At 74.2% G+C, this 17,366-nt stretch carries 16 protein-coding genes; 12 read left to right on the top strand and 4 right to left on the bottom strand.

The window, feature by feature from the left end:
• Positions 1–83: 83 nt before the first annotated feature.
• The 4 genes from ACZ6NC_RS24685 to ACZ6NC_RS24670 are packed head-to-tail and all read left to right on the top strand — an operon-like array spanning position 84 to position 3,768.
• Positions 84–1,331 carry a hypothetical protein gene (locus ACZ6NC_RS24685; RefSeq protein ID WP_465735932.1) on the top strand — a complete coding sequence of 416 codons (1,248 nt, stop codon included), beginning with the start codon at positions 84–86 and terminating at the stop codon, positions 1,329–1,331.
• 16 nt (positions 1,332–1,347) lie between these two features.
• Positions 1,348–2,076: a class I SAM-dependent methyltransferase gene (locus tag ACZ6NC_RS24680; RefSeq protein ID WP_465735931.1), complete on the top strand. Its 729-nt coding sequence runs from the start codon at positions 1,348–1,350 to the stop codon at positions 2,074–2,076.
• A 43-nt stretch (positions 2,077–2,119) separates the two neighbouring features.
• Complete coding sequence (locus ACZ6NC_RS24675) at positions 2,120–3,037, top strand: ABC transporter ATP-binding protein (protein WP_465735930.1); 918 nt, start codon at positions 2,120–2,122, stop codon at positions 3,035–3,037.
• A gap of 2 nt (positions 3,038–3,039) precedes the next feature.
• Positions 3,040–3,768, top strand: coding sequence for an ABC transporter permease (locus ACZ6NC_RS24670; RefSeq protein ID WP_465735929.1), 729 nt, complete (start codon positions 3,040–3,042; stop codon positions 3,766–3,768).
• Positions 3,769–3,834: 66 nt separating this feature from the next.
• Here the strand turns inward: ACZ6NC_RS24670 and ACZ6NC_RS24665 are convergent, their stop codons facing one another.
• Genes ACZ6NC_RS24665 through ACZ6NC_RS24655 form a run of 3 tightly spaced genes read right to left on the bottom strand, consistent with a single transcriptional unit; the run spans position 3,835 to position 6,082 of the window.
• Positions 3,835–4,071, bottom strand: coding sequence for a ferredoxin (locus tag ACZ6NC_RS24665; RefSeq protein ID WP_465735928.1), 237 nt, complete (start codon positions 4,069–4,071; stop codon positions 3,835–3,837).
• Positions 4,068–5,300, bottom strand: coding sequence for a cytochrome P450 (locus tag ACZ6NC_RS24660; protein ID WP_465735927.1), 1,233 nt, complete (start codon positions 5,298–5,300; stop codon positions 4,068–4,070). Before ACZ6NC_RS24660 ends, ACZ6NC_RS24665 begins: the two co-directional genes overlap by 4 nt.
• 32 nt (positions 5,301–5,332) lie before the next feature.
• Positions 5,333–6,082: a glucose 1-dehydrogenase gene (locus tag ACZ6NC_RS24655; protein WP_465735926.1), complete on the bottom strand. Its 750-nt coding sequence runs from the start codon at positions 6,080–6,082 to the stop codon at positions 5,333–5,335.
• 237 nt (positions 6,083–6,319) lie between these two features.
• On the opposite strand from ACZ6NC_RS24655, the gene ACZ6NC_RS24650 reads away from it, so the two are divergent.
• From ACZ6NC_RS24650 to ACZ6NC_RS24635, 4 genes are all read left to right on the top strand, one after another.
• Positions 6,320–7,471: a nucleotide disphospho-sugar-binding domain-containing protein gene (locus ACZ6NC_RS24650; RefSeq protein ID WP_465735925.1), complete on the top strand. Its 1,152-nt coding sequence runs from the start codon at positions 6,320–6,322 to the stop codon at positions 7,469–7,471.
• Positions 7,472–7,598: 127 nt separating this feature from the next.
• On the top strand, positions 7,599–9,017 hold the full coding sequence (locus tag ACZ6NC_RS24645; protein ID WP_465735924.1) for an NDP-hexose 2,3-dehydratase family protein: 1,419 nt from the start codon (positions 7,599–7,601) through the stop codon (positions 9,015–9,017).
• Positions 9,014–10,027 carry a Gfo/Idh/MocA family protein gene (locus ACZ6NC_RS24640; protein WP_465735923.1) on the top strand — a complete coding sequence of 338 codons (1,014 nt, stop codon included), beginning with the start codon at positions 9,014–9,016 and terminating at the stop codon, positions 10,025–10,027. Before ACZ6NC_RS24645 ends, ACZ6NC_RS24640 begins: the two co-directional genes overlap by 4 nt.
• A 30-nt stretch (positions 10,028–10,057) precedes the next feature.
• Entirely contained in the window at positions 10,058–11,212 is a 1,155-nt protein-coding gene (locus ACZ6NC_RS24635) for a nucleotide disphospho-sugar-binding domain-containing protein (protein WP_465735922.1), read from the top strand.
• Positions 11,213–11,278: 66 nt separating this feature from the next.
• Here ACZ6NC_RS24635 and ACZ6NC_RS24630 read toward each other — a convergent pair whose 3' ends face one another.
• Positions 11,279–12,037 carry an NAD-dependent epimerase/dehydratase family protein gene (locus ACZ6NC_RS24630; RefSeq protein ID WP_465735921.1) on the bottom strand — a complete coding sequence of 253 codons (759 nt, stop codon included), beginning with the start codon at positions 12,035–12,037 and terminating at the stop codon, positions 11,279–11,281.
• Between the two features lie 202 nt (positions 12,038–12,239).
• Between ACZ6NC_RS24630 and ACZ6NC_RS24625 the strand changes: the two genes are divergently transcribed.
• The 4 genes from ACZ6NC_RS24625 to ACZ6NC_RS24610 are packed head-to-tail and all read left to right on the top strand — an operon-like array spanning position 12,240 to position 17,306.
• Positions 12,240–13,481: a nucleotide disphospho-sugar-binding domain-containing protein gene (locus ACZ6NC_RS24625; RefSeq protein ID WP_465735920.1), complete on the top strand. Its 1,242-nt coding sequence runs from the start codon at positions 12,240–12,242 to the stop codon at positions 13,479–13,481.
• Positions 13,482–13,541: 60 nt separating this feature from the next.
• Entirely contained in the window at positions 13,542–14,780 is a 1,239-nt protein-coding gene (locus tag ACZ6NC_RS24620) for a nucleotide disphospho-sugar-binding domain-containing protein (protein ID WP_465735919.1), read from the top strand.
• Positions 14,777–16,042 (top strand): nucleotide disphospho-sugar-binding domain-containing protein, encoded by a 1,266-nt coding sequence (locus ACZ6NC_RS24615; RefSeq protein WP_465735918.1) that lies wholly within the window; start codon positions 14,777–14,779, stop codon positions 16,040–16,042. Before ACZ6NC_RS24620 ends, ACZ6NC_RS24615 begins: the two co-directional genes overlap by 4 nt.
• Positions 16,043–16,064: 22 nt before the next feature.
• Complete coding sequence (locus tag ACZ6NC_RS24610) at positions 16,065–17,306, top strand: nucleotide disphospho-sugar-binding domain-containing protein (protein ID WP_465735917.1); 1,242 nt, start codon at positions 16,065–16,067, stop codon at positions 17,304–17,306.
• Positions 17,307–17,366: the final 60 nt, after the last annotated feature.

Genomic DNA, 17,366 nt, shown 5'->3' with positions numbered 1-17,366 from the left:
CGATCTCCAGCGGGCCTCAACCCGGAACCGACGGCCGACCGGAACGCTGGCACCACCCCGAGCCCACACCTGGAGAGGCGAGCATGACGACCGAACCGACCGAATTCCCCGTGGAGTCGCTGATCCTCGCCGCGGCGGCGCGGGAGGAGGACCTGCAACGCCTGATCGCCGAACACGGCCTGCCCGCCTTCGCCGAGGTGCTGGCGGCGGAGGTGGCCGAGCGCTGCGCGCCGTTGCCGCTGGAGCGGGAGATCGAGGTCGGCCTGCGGATCGGCCACCGCGAGCAGGTCGCGGAGTACCTGCTCACCGTCTCGCCGGCGGGCGCCTGCCACCGGCCCGGCGAGGCCGAAAAGGCGCCGGCGCTGATCGTCACCGACGCGCTGCCGCTCGCCCGCAGCGTCTACGGGCCGCAGTCCTTCGACGGCACGTCCACCCGCAAGGTGATCGTCCGGCCCGAGGCCGCCGAGGCCGCCGAGACCACCGGGGCCGCCGCCGGCGCGACGCCCGCCGAACAGCCGCGCGAGTTCGGGATCGGCTCCTCCGCCCTGCGCCGGGCGGACCGCCCCAACCCGGTCGCGCTGGCCGCCCAGGCGGTGTCGGCCGCGATGGCGGGCCGCGACCAGGACCTCGGCGACCTCGCCCTGCGGTACGGCAGCGACAAGTGGGGCGTCTGGCACTGGTACACGCAGCACTACGACCGGCACTTCGGCCCGCTGCGGCACGAGCCGCTGCGGATCCTGGAGATCGGGATCGGCGGCTACTCCGACCCGGCGGCCGGCGGTGGCTCCCTGCGGATGTGGCGCGGCTACTTCCCCCGCGCGATCGTCCACGGCCTGGACATCTACGACAAGTCCGGTTCGGACGAGCCGCGGATCCGCACCTTCGTCGGCAGCCAGGACGACGAGGACTTCCTGCGCCGGTTCGCCGAGGAGCACGGCCCGTTCGACATCGTGATCGACGACGGCAGCCACGTCAACGCGCACATCCTGACCTCGTTCCGGGTGCTGTTCCCGTACGTCCGCCCCGGCGGCTGGTACGCGATCGAGGACATCCAGACCTCGTACTGGCCGCAGTACGGCGGCACCAGCGGCGCCCAGGCCGGCACCGGGACCAGCATCGGGCTGCTCAAGGAACTGCTGGACGGGCTGGAGCACCAGGAGGCCAACCACCCCCGCGGCCACGTGCCGTCCTACACCGACCAGCACGTGGTCGGCCTGCACTGCTACCACAACCTGGCCTTCGTCCAGAAGGGCGTCAACGCCGAGGGGACCGTCCCGGCCTGGGTGAAGCGGACCCCGCTCAGCTACTTCTACCCGAGCCAGGACTCCTGATCCCGTGGAGCACCGGATGAACAGAATCAGCGACTACGACACGATCGGCACCGGCAGCGGGGAGATCACCAAGGACGGCTGCGCGGTCGACCTCTACGCCGTGCTGCCGGCCGGCCGCGAGCCGGACGTGATCCACGCCGCCGTCCCGCCCGGCGGCTCGATCCTGGAGCTCGGCGCCGGGGCCGGCCGGATGACCAGGCCGCTGCTGGCGCTCGGCCACCCCGTGGTGGCGGTGGACGAGTCCGCCGAGATGCTGGCCCGCATCGGCCCGGGCGCGGAGACCGTCCGGTCCACCATCGAGGGCCTGGACCTCAACCGCCGGTTCGACGCGGTGGTGCTCGCCTCACAGCTCGTCAACACCCCCGACACCGGGCAGCTGGCCGAGTTCCTGCGCACCTGCCGCCGCCATCTCGCCCCCGGCGGCCGGGTGCTGGTCGAACAGGCGGTGGACGCGTTCTTCGACGGGCTCGTCCCGTCCGAGGTCCGCCAGGGGGAGGTCACGGTGGCCTTCCGCAACATCCGCCGCCCCGGCCCCGACCTGGTCGGCATGACGCTGGAGTACCGCCTCGGCCGGGAACGCTGGACGCAGACCCTGCTGTGCCGCCGCTTCGACCCGGCGCACCTCGCGGCCGCCGGGCTACGCCACGACGGCCCGCTCACCGAGGACGGCGCCTGGTTCGCCGCGACCGCGGACCCCGGACCCGACCCCGCGCAGGGACATTTGTCCCGCCCGATCGATGGCTGATACCCCTACTACCCGGCGTGCCCGGAAATCTACGGTGATTGACATGCCGACACAACAGACCGAGGCAGCGGTGACGATCACCGGACTGCACAAGAGCTACGGCAAGGTCCGGGCGGTGGACGGGCTGGACCTCGAACTCGCCCACGGCTCCACCGTGGCGCTGCTCGGCCCGAACGGGTCCGGGAAGTCCACCACGGTGAACACCCTGCTCGGGCTCCTGGCCGCCGACTCGGGCTCGGTCCGGGTGTACGGCCACGAGCCCTCGGTGGCGGTGGCCAAGGGGCTGGTCGGGGCGATGCTCCAGCAGGGCGCCTACCCGAACAGCGCCAAGGTCAAGGAGGTGCTCAACCTCGCCCGCAACCTCTACCCCTCGCCGATGCCGCTGGACCGCCTCGCCGAGACCGCCGACCTGACGGACCTGCTCGACCGCCGGGTCAACAACCTGTCCGGCGGCCAGGTGCAGCGCATCAGGTTCGCCTTCGCCCTGGCCGGCAACCCCCGGCTGCTCGTCATGGACGAACCCACGGTCGGCCTCGACGTCGATGCCCGGCAGCACTTCTGGCGCGGCGTCAGGGAGTTCGCCGCCGAGGGCCGCACCGTCCTCTTCTCCACCCACTACCTGGAGGAGGCCGACGCGGCGGCCGACCGGATCGTGGTGATGACCCGCGGCAAGATCGCCGCCGACGCCACCGGCGAGGAGATCAAGCAGCGCTTCACCACCAGGACGGTCAGCTTCCTGCTCGGGTCGGACAGTTCGGACGGCCTCGACCGGCTCCCCGGCGTGCTGAGCGTCGAGATCCACGGCGAGCGCGCCCACCTGCGGACCACCGACTCGGACGCCACCGTCAACGCGCTGCTCGGCGCCCGCGGGCCGGCCCGGGAGCTGGAACTCTCGGGCGGCAGCCTGGAGGACGCCTTCCTCTCCCTGACCGGCGCGGCCGCGCAGAACCAGGAGGTCTGACCGTGCGGCACTACTTCCTCTTCGAACTGCAGCGCCTCAAGCGGGACCCGCGCTTCATCGTGCTGACCGTCCTGGTGCCGGTCGCGCTGTACTTCCTGTTCGGCACGATCAACGGGGGGCCGCCCGGCCCGGAGGCCGACCGGGGACACACCCTGTCCATGATCGGCATGGCCAGCTACGCGGCCCTCATGGTCACCGTGACCAACGGCGGCAACATCGCCGCCGACCGGGCCCTCGGCTGGACGGCCCTGCTGCGCACCACCCCGCTCGGCGCCCGCGGCGTGGTGCTAGCGAAGATGGCCAGCGGAATGGTGCTCTGCCTGCCGTCGATCGTCCTGGTCTACGCGGTGGGCTCCTACACGCAGCACCTGCACTTCTCGGTCGGTACCTGGCTGGCCATCGGCCTGCTCACCTGGGTCGGCAGCCTGCCCTTCGCCGTCCTGGCGCTCTCCCTCGGCTACGCCAGCTCGCCGCAGTCGGCGGGACCGACCGTGATGTCCACGGTGCTGGGCCTGTCCGCGCTGGGCGGGCTCTGGATCCCGGTCAACCTGTTCCCGGACGTGCTGCGGCACATCGCCAAGGCGCTGCCCACCAACCGCTGGGCCGACCTGAGCCAGAACATCGCGCTGGGGCGGGACTTCCACCCGAGCGACGTCGTCATCCTGCTCGCCTGGACCGCCGGCTTCGTGCTGCTGGCCCGGTTCAGCTACCGGCGCGGCACCCCGCACTGACGGAGGCCGACGGTCATGCGTGAGGCCCGCCCCGGGCGTCCGGGGCGGGCCTCACGCGTCACCGGCTCAGTAGGCGATCGCCCGGGCCGGGCAGATCCGCGCCGCCTCGGCGGCCGCCCCGCGCAGCTCGTCCGTCCCCGGCTCGGCGTCCAGCAGGACCACCGTGCCCTCCTCGCTCTGGTCGAACAGCTCCGGTGCCACCAGGACGCACTGGGCCGCGCCGACGCAGAGCCCGGGCTCCACGGCGATCACCGGGTGCTCCCCGCCGTCCGGAGCCGCCACCCACGGCCCGCCGGCGCTCACCAGGTCACCGGGAGCTGCCAGACGCCGTAGAGCTCGGCGTCGTGCCGGAACGGCAGTTCCTCCTCCGGGACGGCCACCCGCAGCCCGGGGAACCGCTCGAAGAGGGCGGCGAAGACGATCTCCAGCTCGATCCGGACCAGGTTCTGGCCCAGGCACTGGTGGATCCCGTAGCCGAAGGCGATGTGGTGGCGGGCCGCGCGGGCCGGGTCGAACTCGGCGGGGCGCTCGAAGGCCAGCGGATCGTGGTTGGCCGCGGCGGCGAGCACCACGACCCCCTCGCCGGCCCGGATGGTCCGGCCCGCCACCTCGATGTCGGCCACCGCCACCCGGGTGGGCACGGTGTCCGCGATGGACAGGTGCCGCAACAGCTCCTCGACCGCGCCGGGCAGCAGCCCGTGGTCCTGCCGGATCGCCGCCAGCTGCTCCGGGTGGCGCAGCAGCGTGAGCGTGCCCAGGCTGATCATGTTGGCCGAGGTCTCGTGCCCGGCGGTGAGCAACAGCATGGCCACACTGACCAGTTGGTCGTGCGTCAGCTTCCCCGTCCGTTCCTGCTCGACCACGAGCCGGCTCAGCAGGTCGTCCTGCGGATCGCGCTCCTTGCGCACCAGCAGCCGGTCCAGATAGGTGAGCAGCTCGATGAAGGCCCGCTGCACCTGGGCCGGCGAACTGCCGCGCCGGATGGCCGTTCTGGCCCGTGACTCGAAGAACGCGTGGTCGGCGTACGGGATGCCGAGCAGCTCGCAGGTGACGATGGAGGGCACCGGCAGCGCCAGGGCCTCGACCAGGTCCGCGGGGCGCGGCCCGGCCTCCATCCGGTCCAGCAGGCGGTCCACCACCGCCTCGATCCGCGGGCGCAGCGCGTTCAGCCGCCGCAGCGTGAACTCGCCGATCAGCATCCGCCGGTAGTGGGTGTGCTCCGGCGCGTCCATCTTGACGAACGGCGGGTTCGGCTCGGTCCGCAGGCCCGCCTGGCCGGGCTCGACGATCGGGAAGCCCGGCCTGGACGGCTCGGCGCTCAACCGCGGATCGGTCAGCAGCGCCCTGGCCTCCGCGAGCCTGGTCACCGCCCAGGCGGTGCTGCCGTCGTACAGGCGGACCTGGTGGACGGGGTGCTGCTCGCTCAGCCCGGCGTACTCGGGCGGCGGCAGGAAGGGGCAGGTGCGCCGCAGCGGCAGCGTCGGCATGGCCGGTGGCGCGGTCGGCTCACCGGCCCGGACGGGCACGGTCATCAGGCTTCTCCAGGGGTCGCGCGCGGATCGGGTCAGACCAGCGGGGTGCCGGCCAGCCGGCCGCCGTCGGCCACGAACTCAGCGCCGGTGCAGTACGTGGACTCGTCGCCGATGAGGAACAGGGCGAGCGCCGCGACCTCGTCCACCGTTCCGGTCCGTCGCAGCGGCAGGCCGCGGGTCAGCCACTGGGTGTTGAGCTTGGGGATGGCGGCGTTCATCGGGCTGTCGATGTGCCCGGGGCAGATCGAGTTGACCCGGATGCCGGACGGGCCCAGCTCCATCGCCGCCGACCGGGCCATCCCGACCACGGCGAACTTGCTGGCGCAGTACGCGGACATGGCCGGCATCCCGGACAGGCCGCCGATCGAGGCGATGTTGACGATCGAGCCGCCGCCGGCCGCCCGCATCGCCGGCACCACGGAGCGGATCCCGAGGAAGACGCCCACCTGGTTGACCTCCACCACCTCGCGGTACTCCTCCACGGAGGTCCGTTCCAGCTGCTGGTGGCGGACGATGCCGGCGTTGTTGACCAACCCGTCCAGGCGCCCGTACCGCTCCCGGGCCAGCGCGACGAGCGCCGTCCAGGCGTCCTCGTCGCGGACGTCGAGTTCGTCGTAGCAGGCGTCCGGGCCGAGCTCGCGGGCCAGCTCCCGGCCCTCGTCGTGCCGGATGTCGCCGAGGACGACCTTCGCGCCCTCGGCGACGAACAGGCGGGCCTCGGCGGCGCCCTGGCCGCGGGCTGCGCCGGAGATGAGGACGACCTTGCCGGTGAGACGACCCATGGCCGCATCCGTCCTTCCGTGGAGCGGCCCGGGAGGGGCCGGCGAAGCGGCGCCCCGGCCGGGTCGACCAGGGGCCTTCGACGCGAATCTATCCAGTCGCCGGAGCCCGGTGAAGGTGGTTCGGGGCGCTCCCAGGGCGGCGAGAGCGAGGCTCCACGCGTTCTCCACCGGCGCTCGGGCAGGGCCCACCCGGGGCGCTGGTAGGCAGGACGGGTCGTCGTCCTGAGGAGCCGTGAGATGCGCGTACTGGTGACCACTTCAGCCCTGGAGGGGCACTACTTCCCGATGGTGCCGTTGGCCTGGGCCCTGCGCTCGTTCGGCCACGAGGTGCTGGTCAGCGCCCCCGAGGGGTTCTCCGAGGCGATCGCCGGGACGGGGCTGCCCGCGGCGGGCTTCGCCCCGGCGGTGGAGTTCGACCGGTTCATGCTGCACGACCGCGAGGGCCGGCCGCTCAGCCCGCCGCGCGACCCGCGGGACCGCAAGGAGCACGGCGGCCGCGCCTGGGGCCGCCTGGCGGCGCTGCTGCTGGACCGGACGCTCGACCTGGTCGAGGCGTTCCGGCCGGATCTGGTGATCGCGGAGCCGAACGACTTCGCCGGCCCGCTCGCCGCCGCCCGGTACGGGGTGCCGTGGGTGGAGCACGGCTGGGGCATCATGGGCATGCCCGAGTTCCGCCCGTTCGCCGAGGCGGAGCTGGCGCCCGAGCTGGCCCGGCTGGGGCTGTCCGCGCTGCCCGAGCCCGATCTGCGGATCGACAGCTGCCCGCCCGGCCTGCGGACCGGCCCGGTGCCCGACGGGCTGCCGATGCGCTACGTGCCGTACAACGGCACCGGCACCGCCCCGGAGTGGCTGTTCGCCGAGCGCAAGCAGCCGCGGGTCTTCGTCACCCTGGGCGGGGTGCTGCCCCGGCACGGCCGGCGGGACTTCCGCGGGATGCTCCGGGAGTGGACGGAGGCGCTGCCGTCCCTGGGTGTCGAGGTGGTGGTCGGCGTCGCCGACGACCTCAGCGCGCAGTGGCAGCCGCTGCCGGACGGGGTACGGGCGGCCGGCTGGCTCCCGCTCGGCCTGGTCCTGCCCGCCTGCGATCTCGTGGTGCACCACGGCGGGGTCGGCTCCACCCTCACCTCCGCCCTGGCCGGGCGTCCGCAGCTGATCACCCCGCAACTGGTCGACCAGTTCGAGAACGCCCGCCGGATCGTCGCCGCCGGTGCCGGACTCTCGCTCCAGCCGGACGAGTTGAGCACCGAGGCGGTGCTGGACCGGTGCGCCCGGCTGCTGGCCGAGGACTCGTTCGCGGCGAACGCCCGGGCCATCGCCGCGGGCAACGCCACCCAGCCCACCCCCGCCGAACTGGCCGGCGAGCTGGAGCGGTTCGCGCAGCGCCGGTGAGTGACCGGGGACGTGCCCGGCGGCCGAGCGGTACCCGGGCTCCGGCTCGACCCGTCCTCGACCCCGTGGATTCAGCATCGACTCAACATCGTTGGCGTGCACTGCCGTGCACCAGGGAGGACGTCCCGTGACATCCATCGCCGACATGGCCGCGGCGCCCGCCGAGGCCGGACCGGGCAGCCCGACCACCCGATTCACCGCCTCGGCCCTGGCCGCCGGGCGCGGCCTGCACCGGACCGAGGAGGTGCACGCCTGGCTGGCCGACCGGATGGCGGTGCACCGCTTCGCCGTCACCCCGATACCCTTCGCCGACCTCGACCAGTGGACGGCGCAGCCGGAGACCGGGAACCTGGTGCATGCCAGCGGCCGGTTCTTCAGCGTCGAGGGCATCCGGGTGAAGACCGACTACGGCCCGGTCGGGGAGTGGTCGCAACCCATCGTCAACCAGCCGGAGATCGGCATCCTGGGCATCGTGGTCAAGGAGTTCGACGGTGTCCTGCACTGCCTGATGTCGGCCAAGATGGAGCCGGGCAACGTCAACCTGCTCCAGGTGTCGCCGACCGTGCAGGCCACCAGGTCGAACTACATGCGGGCGCACCGCGGTTCGGCCACCGCCTACCTGGAGTACTTCCTCGACCGCGCTTCCGGTGCCCGGGTGCTGGTCGACGTCCTGCAGTCCGAGCAGGGCTCCTGGTTCCACGGCAAGCGGAACCGGAACATGGTCGTGGAGATCGAGCACGACATCGAGATCGGTCCCGACCACTGCTGGATGACGATCCATCAGCTCTTCGAGCTGCTCGGCCACGACAATCTGGTCAACATGGACGCCCGGACGGTGCTGGCGTGCATCCCCTTCGCGCCGCCCGGCGACGGGCCGCTGGGCACCGTCGAGCCCGATCCGCACGACCACGCCGAGCTGCTGAGCTGGTTCACCGAGGCGCGCACCCGGTACTTCCTGGAGGCGCACCGGGTACCGCTGAACGACATCCGGGACTGGCACCGGACGTCCACCGAGATCGCCCACGACGACGCCAAGTACTTCCGGGTGATCGCCGTCTCGGTGGCCGCCACCAACCGCGAGGTCGCCCGCTGGACGCAGCCGCTCATCGCCCCGTGCGAGGACGGCCTGGTCGCGATGTTCGTCCGACGCGTCGCCGGGGAGTTCCAGGCGCTGCTGCACATCAGGGTCGAGCCCGGCTACCGCGACACCATCGAGCTGGCTCCGACCGTGCAGGCCACGGTGGGCAACTACGCGGACCTGCCGCCGGAGAGCTGGCCGCCGCTGCTGTCGCAGGCGGTCGACGCCGACCCGTCCGCGATCCGCTACGACACCGTGCTCTCGGAGGAGGGCGGGCGGTTCCACCACGCCCAGAACCGCTACCGGGTGATCGAGGTGGACGAGTCGTTCGAGCCGCCGGCCTCGACGGACTTCCGCTGGGTGCCGGTCGGGCTGCTCACCGAACTGCTCCGGCACAGCCACTACGTGAACATCCAGGCGCGCAGCCTGGTCGCCTCGCTGCACAGCCTCTGGGCGGTCGGGCGATGACGGTGCGGATCGGCGTTCTCGGCACCGCCTCCATCGCCTGGCGACGCACCCTGCCCGCGTTCGCCGAGGTGCCGGGGCTCGACCTGGTCGCGGTGGCGAGCCGGGAGCAGGGCCGCGCGGAGCGGTTCACCGACCGCTTCGGCGGCACCCCGGTCGAGGGTTACAAGCGGCTACTGGACCTCCCGGACGTGGACGCGGTGTACGTACCGCTGCCGACCGGCCTGCACCACGAGTGGGTCGCCCGGGCGCTGCAGGCCGGCAAGCACGTACTGGCGGAGAAGCCGCTGACCGGCTCGCTCGCGCAGACCGCGGAGCTGGTCGCGCTGGCCCGCGAGCGCGGACTGCTGCTGCGGGAGAACCTCATGTTCACCCACCACCACCGGCACGCCGAGGTGGCCCGGCTGCTCGCGGCCGGCGCCATCGGTGAACTCCGGTCGTTCACCGCGGTGTTCGGCATCCCTCCGCTGCCGGCGGACGATGTCCGCTACCAACCCGACCTGGGCGGCGGCGCATTGCTCGACGTCGGGGTCTACCCCGTCCGGGCCGCGCGGCTCTTCCTCGGCGACGGCCTGGACGTCGCCGGCGCGCGGCTGCGGACCGGCCCCACGGGCGGCGTCGACCTGTCCGGCGCCGTGCTGCTCGACCGCCCCGACGGGGTCACCGCCCAGCTGGCGTTCGGCTTCGAGCACCACTACCGCAACGCCTACGAGCTCTGGGGCAGTGCCGGCCGGATGGTGGTGGACTGGGCGTTCACCCCGCCGCCGGAGCACGAGTCGGTCATCCGGATCGAGCGCCCGGACGGCGTGGAGACGGTGAAGCTCGCCCCGGACCACCAGTTCCGCAACATCGCCGCCGCCTTCGCCCGCGACGTCGCCGCCGCCGGCGGCCCCGGGCGGCCGTCCGCCTGGGCGGCCTCGGACGAGGACCTGCTGCGCCAGGCGGCCCTGGTCGACGCCGTCCGCACCGCGGCCGCACCGGACGGCGGCCCGCGGCCGCCGGAGCAGGCCTGACCCCGCCCGGCCGAAAGGAAGCCTGACATCATGCGTCTGCTGTTCGCCACCTCGGCGGTGGCCACGCACCACTTCACCATGCTGCCGTTCGCCTGGGCCGCCCTGGCCGCGGGCCACGAGGTGTGCGTCGCCGCCTCGCCCGAGCTCGCCGGCACGGCCGCCCGCTCCGGCCTGCCGGTCGTGCCGGTCGGCCCGGCCGGCGACTTCGAGCGCCGCAACCAGGAACTGCTGGACCGCGCCCGGGCGAGCGGCGGCGCGGTGCGCTACGACCCCAAATCGGCCTACTGCGACATCGCCGGGCTGATGCTCGACGACCTGGTGGGGCTCGCCCGCCACTGGCGCCCGGACGCGGTGGTCTGGGACCCTGCCTGCTTCGCCGCGCCGGTCGCCGCCGCCGTGGTGGACGCCGTCCCGGTCCGCTACCTGTGGGGCGTCGACATCGTCGGCCGCGGCGCCACCCTCACCGAGCGGCTCCCCGAGGCGTTCGGCACGCTCTACGCCCGGTACGGGCTCGACCGCCCGGCCGACCCCGACTGGTGGACGTTCGACCCGAGCCCGCCGGCCACCTGGCCGGTCCGGGGGCGCCTGCGCACCGCCGTGCGGTACGTGCCGCACAGCCCGTTCGGGCGGGTGCCCGAGTGGCTGCACCGGGCACCCGAACGCCCCCGGGTCTGTGTGACCTTCGGGACCACCACGGCCTCGGACCACTTCGCGGGCGGCTCGGAGCTCGCCGATTCGCCGCTGATGAGGGCGGTCCTGGGGCTGGACGCCGAAGTCGTCCTGGTCATCCGGCCCGGCGAGGAGCCGCTGTTCGCCGGGCTTCCGCCGACCGTACGGCTGGTGGCCGGCGCACCGCTGTCGGCTGTGCTGAAGGACGCGTCGGCGGTGGTCCACCACGGCGGCAACGGCACCCTGATGACCGCCTCGTTCGCCGGCGTCCCGCAGCTGATCCTGCCGGGCTCGCCCGAACAGCGCTTCTCCAGCGAGCAGTTCGCCGGCTACCGGTCGGTCCGCCGGGACGATGCGGCCCGGGCCACGGCGGCCACGCTCGGCGAGCACCTGGACGCCCTGCTGACCCCGGCCGCCCGGGAGGCCGCGGCCGGGCTGCGCCGGGAGATGCTCAACGCGCCCACCCCGGCCGCGCTGCTGCCGACCATCGAACAGGCCGCCGCGGGCCGGCACTGAGGCCCGCACGAGGGGGCGGCGCCCGGAGACCTGGATCTCCCGGGCGCCGCCCCCTCCTTTACCTGTCTAACGTGCCGTCAGGCTCTGGTGCTCCTCGGCAAGTCTGGCGTCCAGGACGAGGCGGAAGTAGTCCGGGCCGAAGCCCAGCGCGGCCACCTCGGGGACCAGCCGGCGCAGCTTGGCGATGCTGATCACGCCCGGGTCGGCGAGGTCCAGCACCTCGTGCTCGGCCGACAGGCCCAGCCGCTCCTCCAGGTGCGTGATGATCGACTCCACCGGCACCGAGTGGCCCGAGGCCACGTTGACCACCTCGCCCCGGACCCCGGCGGTGAGCAGCGCGTCGGTGATCCACACCATGTGCCGGACGTCCAGCAGATCCCGCTGGGCCCCGCTCCACACCTTGACCCGCCCCGTGTGCAGCTGCGCGATCAGCGAGGGGATCAGCTGCCAGGACTGCTGGTGCGCCCCCACCAGGTGCGAGAGCCGCAGGATGAGGTGGTCCACCGCGGCGTCCTCGAGCAGCCATTCCAGGCTCAGCTTGTGCCGTGCGTAGCGCGTGGTCGGGAGGGTCGCGGCGTCCTCCCGGCCGTCGCAGCCCTCCGCCGCGTAGACGCCGGAGGACGCGGTCGACAGGAAGACCACGCGGCGCCCGTCCCGGCGGCTGGCCTCGACCGCGTGCTCCAGCAGCTCCCGCTCACGCCGGAAGTCGGCCTCGCCCGCCGTGGTGGTCCGCGAGACACCGGCGGCGAGCAGGCGGGTGTCGGGGTGCCGGTCGGCGATCGCGGCCACGTGCTGTGCGATGAACCCCCGCCCGATGATCTCCATGTGACAGCTCCTCACGCTCCGGGGTCCGGTCCGGTCCACGCGTGGGACGCCGGACCGGGCCCCAAGCTAGGAACCGCTCCTCGAAGGCTGCTGCAATCCGGTTGGAGGTGCCCACAGTTACCCCTCCAGCGGGGCTCAAGGCGGCGACCCGAGGCTGACAGCGGGGCCGGTGCGGCCCGGTCGCGACAGAAGGAGACGGACCATGCGGGTGCTGTTCACCGCGGTGGACTGGACCGGCCACCTCTATCCGATGGTGCCGCTGGGCTGGGCGCTCCAGGCCGCCGGCCACCAGGTGCGGGTGCTCTGCTCGGCCCAGGTCGCCACGGCCGCCGAGCAGGCCGGGCTCGTCCCGCTGCCGCTGCTGGAGAACACCGGTGTCGTACAGGCCCGGATGGGCAACCACCTGCGCGCCCGTGAGGGCCGCAGCCGCGCCACCGGCCTCCCGCCGGTCCACCCGCTCACCGGGCAGCCGATGGCGAGCCTGGACGACTTCGACTGGGACGGCTTCATGCGGTCCGCCGGGGCGCTCAACTCCCGCTGGCTGAACCGCCGGAGGCGACTGCTCGCGGACCTTGCCACCGAGTGGCGGCCCGATCTGGTGGTGCACGACCTGGCCAGCCTGGACGGGCGGATCGTCGCCGACCACGCCGGCATCCCGGCGGTGGCCCACCTCTGGGGGCTGGTCGCCGACGCCGAGTCCGACGACCGGATGGACTACCGCCCCGAGCGGATCGACGCCGACTTCGCCTCGTTCGAACTGCGCGGCACCGGCGCCGAGGTGCGCCACCTCATCGACCCGACCCCGGACACCCTCGCCCCGCCGACCAGGGCGGCCCGGCTGGCGGTGCGCTACGTCCCCTACAACGGGCCCGGCCGGCTGCCGGACTGGCTGCGCCGCAACCCGCTGCCGCCGGCCGACCGGGCCAGGATCTGCGTGGTCTGGGGCACCTCGGTGACCAAGGTCTACGGCCCCGACTCGTTCCTGGTGCCCCGGCTGGTCGAGGCCGTCCGTGACCTCCCGGACGTCGAGGTCCTGCTCGCCGTGACCGCCGCGGACGCCGCCCGCCTGGGCGAACTCCCGGGGAACGTCCGGCTGTTGGAGCAGACCCCACTGCACCTGCTGCTGCCCGCCTGCCATGCGGTGATCCACAACGGCGCGGCCGGGTCGGCGATGACGGCGCTGGCCGCCGGAGTCCCGCAGCTCGCGGTCGCGGTCTCGGACGAGCAGTACGGCAACGGGGCCCGGATCGCCGCGGCCGGCGCGGGCCTGGTGCTGGACGGCCCGGCCGCCGGTCCGCGGAGCCTGCGCGAGGCCGTCCAGCGGCTGATCACCGACCCCGGACTGGCCCGGACCGCGGCGCGGCTCGGCCGGGAGAACGACGCCCGTCCGGCCCCCGCCGCCTTGGTGCCCCGCCTGGAGGCGCTCGCCGCCGGCATCCCCTGACCACCGGCCCCCGGCCGCGCCGACGTCCCGTTACGACAGGAGTACCCCACCATGCGCGTGATGTTCGCAGTATCCGACTACCTGCCGCACTACTTTCCGATGGTCCCGCTCGGCTGGGCGCTCCAGGCCGCCGGTCACGACGTCCGGGTGGTCTGCGGCACCGGGCAGCAGCAACACGTCGAAGGGGCGGGCCTGACCCCCGTCCCGGTCCTGGAGGACGTCGACATGCTGATGTGGGCCCGGCTCGGCCTGCACCAGGGGGTCCGGGCGGGCGCCGCGCCGGCCGACCTCGAACTCCCGCTGATCAACCCGGAGACCGGCGAGGAGCTGGCCCACGCCGACGAGTTCGACCTGGACGCGTTCGTCCGCTCGATCCGTGGCCCGGAGGCCGCCAAGGCCGGCCGCCGGATCAACACCATGGTCGACTTCGCCCGCGAGTGGCGGCCCGACCTCGTCCTGCACGATCTGCTGCACCTGGACGGCGTGGTGCCCGCACGCGTCCAGGGCGTCCCCGCCCTCTGCCACCTGACCGGCCCGATCGGCACCCGGGAGACCGACTGGGGGCTGGACTTCATCCCGCAGCACTACAGCCGCGAGTTCGAACGGCACGGGATCACCGAGACCGGCACCGCACTGATCGACCGCGTCGTCGACATCTGCCCGACCGACCTCGCACCCCCGACCGCCGCCGAGCGGCTGCCGCTGCGCTACGTGCCCTACAACGGCCCCGGCGGCATGGAGCCCTGGATGAGCCGGCCTGCCGACCGGCCCCGGGTGGTCGTGATGTGGAGCAACACGCTGCCGCACCTGTACGGCTCCCGGTCCTTCGCCGTCCCGGTGATCCTCGACGCGCTCGCCGGGCTGGACGTCGACGTGGTCCTCACCATGAACGCCGCCGCCCTCGCCAGGACCGGCCCGCTGCCGTCGAACGTCACCGTCGTCGAGCACTGCCCGCTGCACCTGCTGATGCCGACCGCGGACCTGCTGGTGCACAGCGGCGGCGCCGGCGGCCTGCTCACCGCCACCGCGCACGGCGTCCCGCAGCTCGTGCTGGCCTTCGGCGCCGAGTACCGGGCCAACGGGCAGCGGATCCAGGCCGCCGGCGCGGGCCTGGCCCTGCACGGCCCCGGCGCCGGTGCCGAGGACGTCCGCCAGGCGGCCCGCGCGCTCCTCGACGAGCCGGCCCACCGCCGCAACGCCGAGCGGCTGCGCGCACAGAACCTCGACCACCCCAGCCCGGCCGACTTCGTGGAGACCCTGGAGCAGCTGGCCGCCGGCCGGGAGGCCGTCGCCCGATGAGAGTCGCCTTCACCGTCTCCGACTACGCCGGACACTACTTCCCGCTGATCCCGCTGGCCCGCGCCCTGCACGGGGCCGGCCACGAGGTCACGGTGCTCTGCGGGGCGCGGCACGCGCGGGTGGTGGAGTCCCTCGGGCTCGCCGCGGTCGGCTGCGGGACCGACGTCGACACCGTCGCCCAGGCCCGCCTCGGCGTCTACCTCGACGCGCTGGCCGGCCGGGTCCACCACCCGGGGCTGCCGCTGCTCCACCCGCTCACCGGGGCCGAACTCGACGGCACCGACGGCTTCGACTGGGCCGCCCACGCGCCCGTGCACGCCGCCGCCGAGGCGGTCCGCGGCCGCGAGCGCGCCCAGGCGGTGGCCGCCTTCGCCCGGCAGTGGCGGCCCGACCTCGTGGTGCACGACCTGCTCTCGCCGGAGGGCCTGCTGGCCGCCCACCTGGCCGGGGCGCCCGCGGTCTGCCACCTGTGGGGCCCCACCGGCACCGACGAGACCACCCACGGCCTCGACCTGATCTCCCCGGACCTGCCCGCCCCGGCCCGCGAACGCCTCGGCATCGCACCCGACGCCGACCTGCTGCGGTACGTGGTCGACCCGTGCCCGCCGCAGGTCGCCCCCCTCACCCGGGCCGAACGGCTGCCGGTGCGCTACGTCCCCTACGAAGGCCCCCGGACGGACGCCGCACCGCCCGCCCCCGACGGCCGGCCCCGGGTCTGCGTCGTCTGGAGCAACTCCCTGACCAGGATCTTCGGCCGAGGGTCCTTCGTGGTCCCCGAGGTGCTGCGGGCCCTGTCCGGGCGCGGGCTGGACGTGGTGGCCGCGCTCTCCGACGAGGACGCCGCCCTGCTCGGCCCGGTGCCCGACGACGTCCGGGTGCTGCGCGGGTACCGGCTCAGCCGGCTGCTCCCCGGCTCCGCCGCCGTGGTCCACCACGGCGGCGCGGGCTCCCTGATGACGGCGCTGGCCGCGGGCGTCCCCCAGCTGGCGCTGCCGTTCGGGCAGGAGCAGGAGCTGATCTCCGGACGGCTCGCCGCGACCGGCGCGGGCCTGACGATCCGGGGCAGCGCCGCGACCGCCGACGCCGTCGTGGCCGCCGTCGAGCGGCTGCTCACCGACCCGTCCCACCGCGATGCGGCCCGCGGGCTCGCCACGGCGAACGCCGCCCGGCCCGCGCCCGGCGTGCTGGTCCCGGTGCTCGCCGCGCTGGCCGCCGCCCCCGTCCCCGCCGGGCCGCAGGACGCTGCCCGTTCCTCGCTCTGACCACCGAATGGAGTACCGACCCGTGCGCGTCCTGTTCACCGTGTCCGACTACCCGGCGCACTACTTCCCGATGGTCCCGCTCGCCTGGGCCCTGCAGAGCGCCGGGCATGACGTCCGGGTGGCGTGCAGCCCCAAGGAGAGCGCCGCCGTGGGCCGGGCCGGCCTGGTGCCGGTGCCCGTCCTGGACGGCCCGGACATGCTGGTGCGGGGCCGGATCTTCCACTACTTCGCGGCCCTGTCCGAGGGGCCCGACCGCCCGCTCGGCATGCCGCTGCACCCGGTCACCGGCCGGGTGCTCGGCAGCCTGTCCGAGTTCGACTGGAACGGCTACAAGCGGGAGAACCAGGAGCGCAACCTCGCCGCCATCCGCCGCAGCCTCGACCACACCGTCGACTTCGCCCGGCAGTGGCGGCCGGACCTCGTGGTGCACGACCTGATGAGCCTGGAGGGCGTCCTGGCCGCCAAGGCCACCGGGCGGCCCGCGGTCTGCCAGCTGTGGGGCCCGGTCGGCCCGGACGAGACCGAGGCCGGCGCCACCCTGGTACCGCAGGACCACACCAAGAGCTTCGAGCGCTACGGCCTCGACCCGATGAGCGCCGAACAGATCGAGCGGATCATCGACCCGTGCCCGCCGTCGATCGCCGCGCCGCTGCGGGCGCAGCGGCTGCCCGTCCGGTACGTCCCGTACAACGGCCCGGGCGCCTCGGCCGCCGTCTCGTCCGCCGTCGCGGCGGGCCGGGGCGGCCGGCCGCGGATCTGCGTGGTCTGGGGCAACTCGCTGGCCGGGCTCCTCGGCCCGCGCTCCTTCATCGCCCCGCGGATCGCCGCCGCGCTCGGGGGACTGGACGCCGACGTCCTGCTCGCCTGCGACCCCGCCTCGCTCGACGCGGCCGCCCGGGCCGCCCTGCCCGGCAATGTGCGGGTCCTCGGCTACGCGCCGCTGAACGTGCTGCTGCCGACCTGCGACGTGGTGGTCCATCACGGCGGCGCCGGCGGCGCCATGACCGCGGCGGCCGCCGGAGTGCCGCAGCTCGCGCTGCCCTTCACGGTGGAACAGTCCGTCAACGCCCGCCGGATGGCGCAGAGCGGCGCCACCCTCGTCCTCGACGGCCCGACGGCCGCCGGGGAGGCCGTCCGCGGCGCCGTCGAGGCCCTGCTGGGCGAGCCCAGCCACCGGGAGGCCGCGGCCGCGCTGAGCGCGGAGGTGGCCGCCCTGCCGAGCCCCGCCCGGCTGGTGCACGACCTGCTGGCGCTCGCGGGCTGAGCCCCGCCGCACGGCGAAGGCCCCGGACCACCGTGGTGGTCCGGGGCCTTTCGGCGTACC

This window comes from Kitasatospora sp. NPDC041988 (genome assembly GCF_055588525.1).
This window is presented reverse-complemented; position numbering and strand designations above follow the sequence as displayed.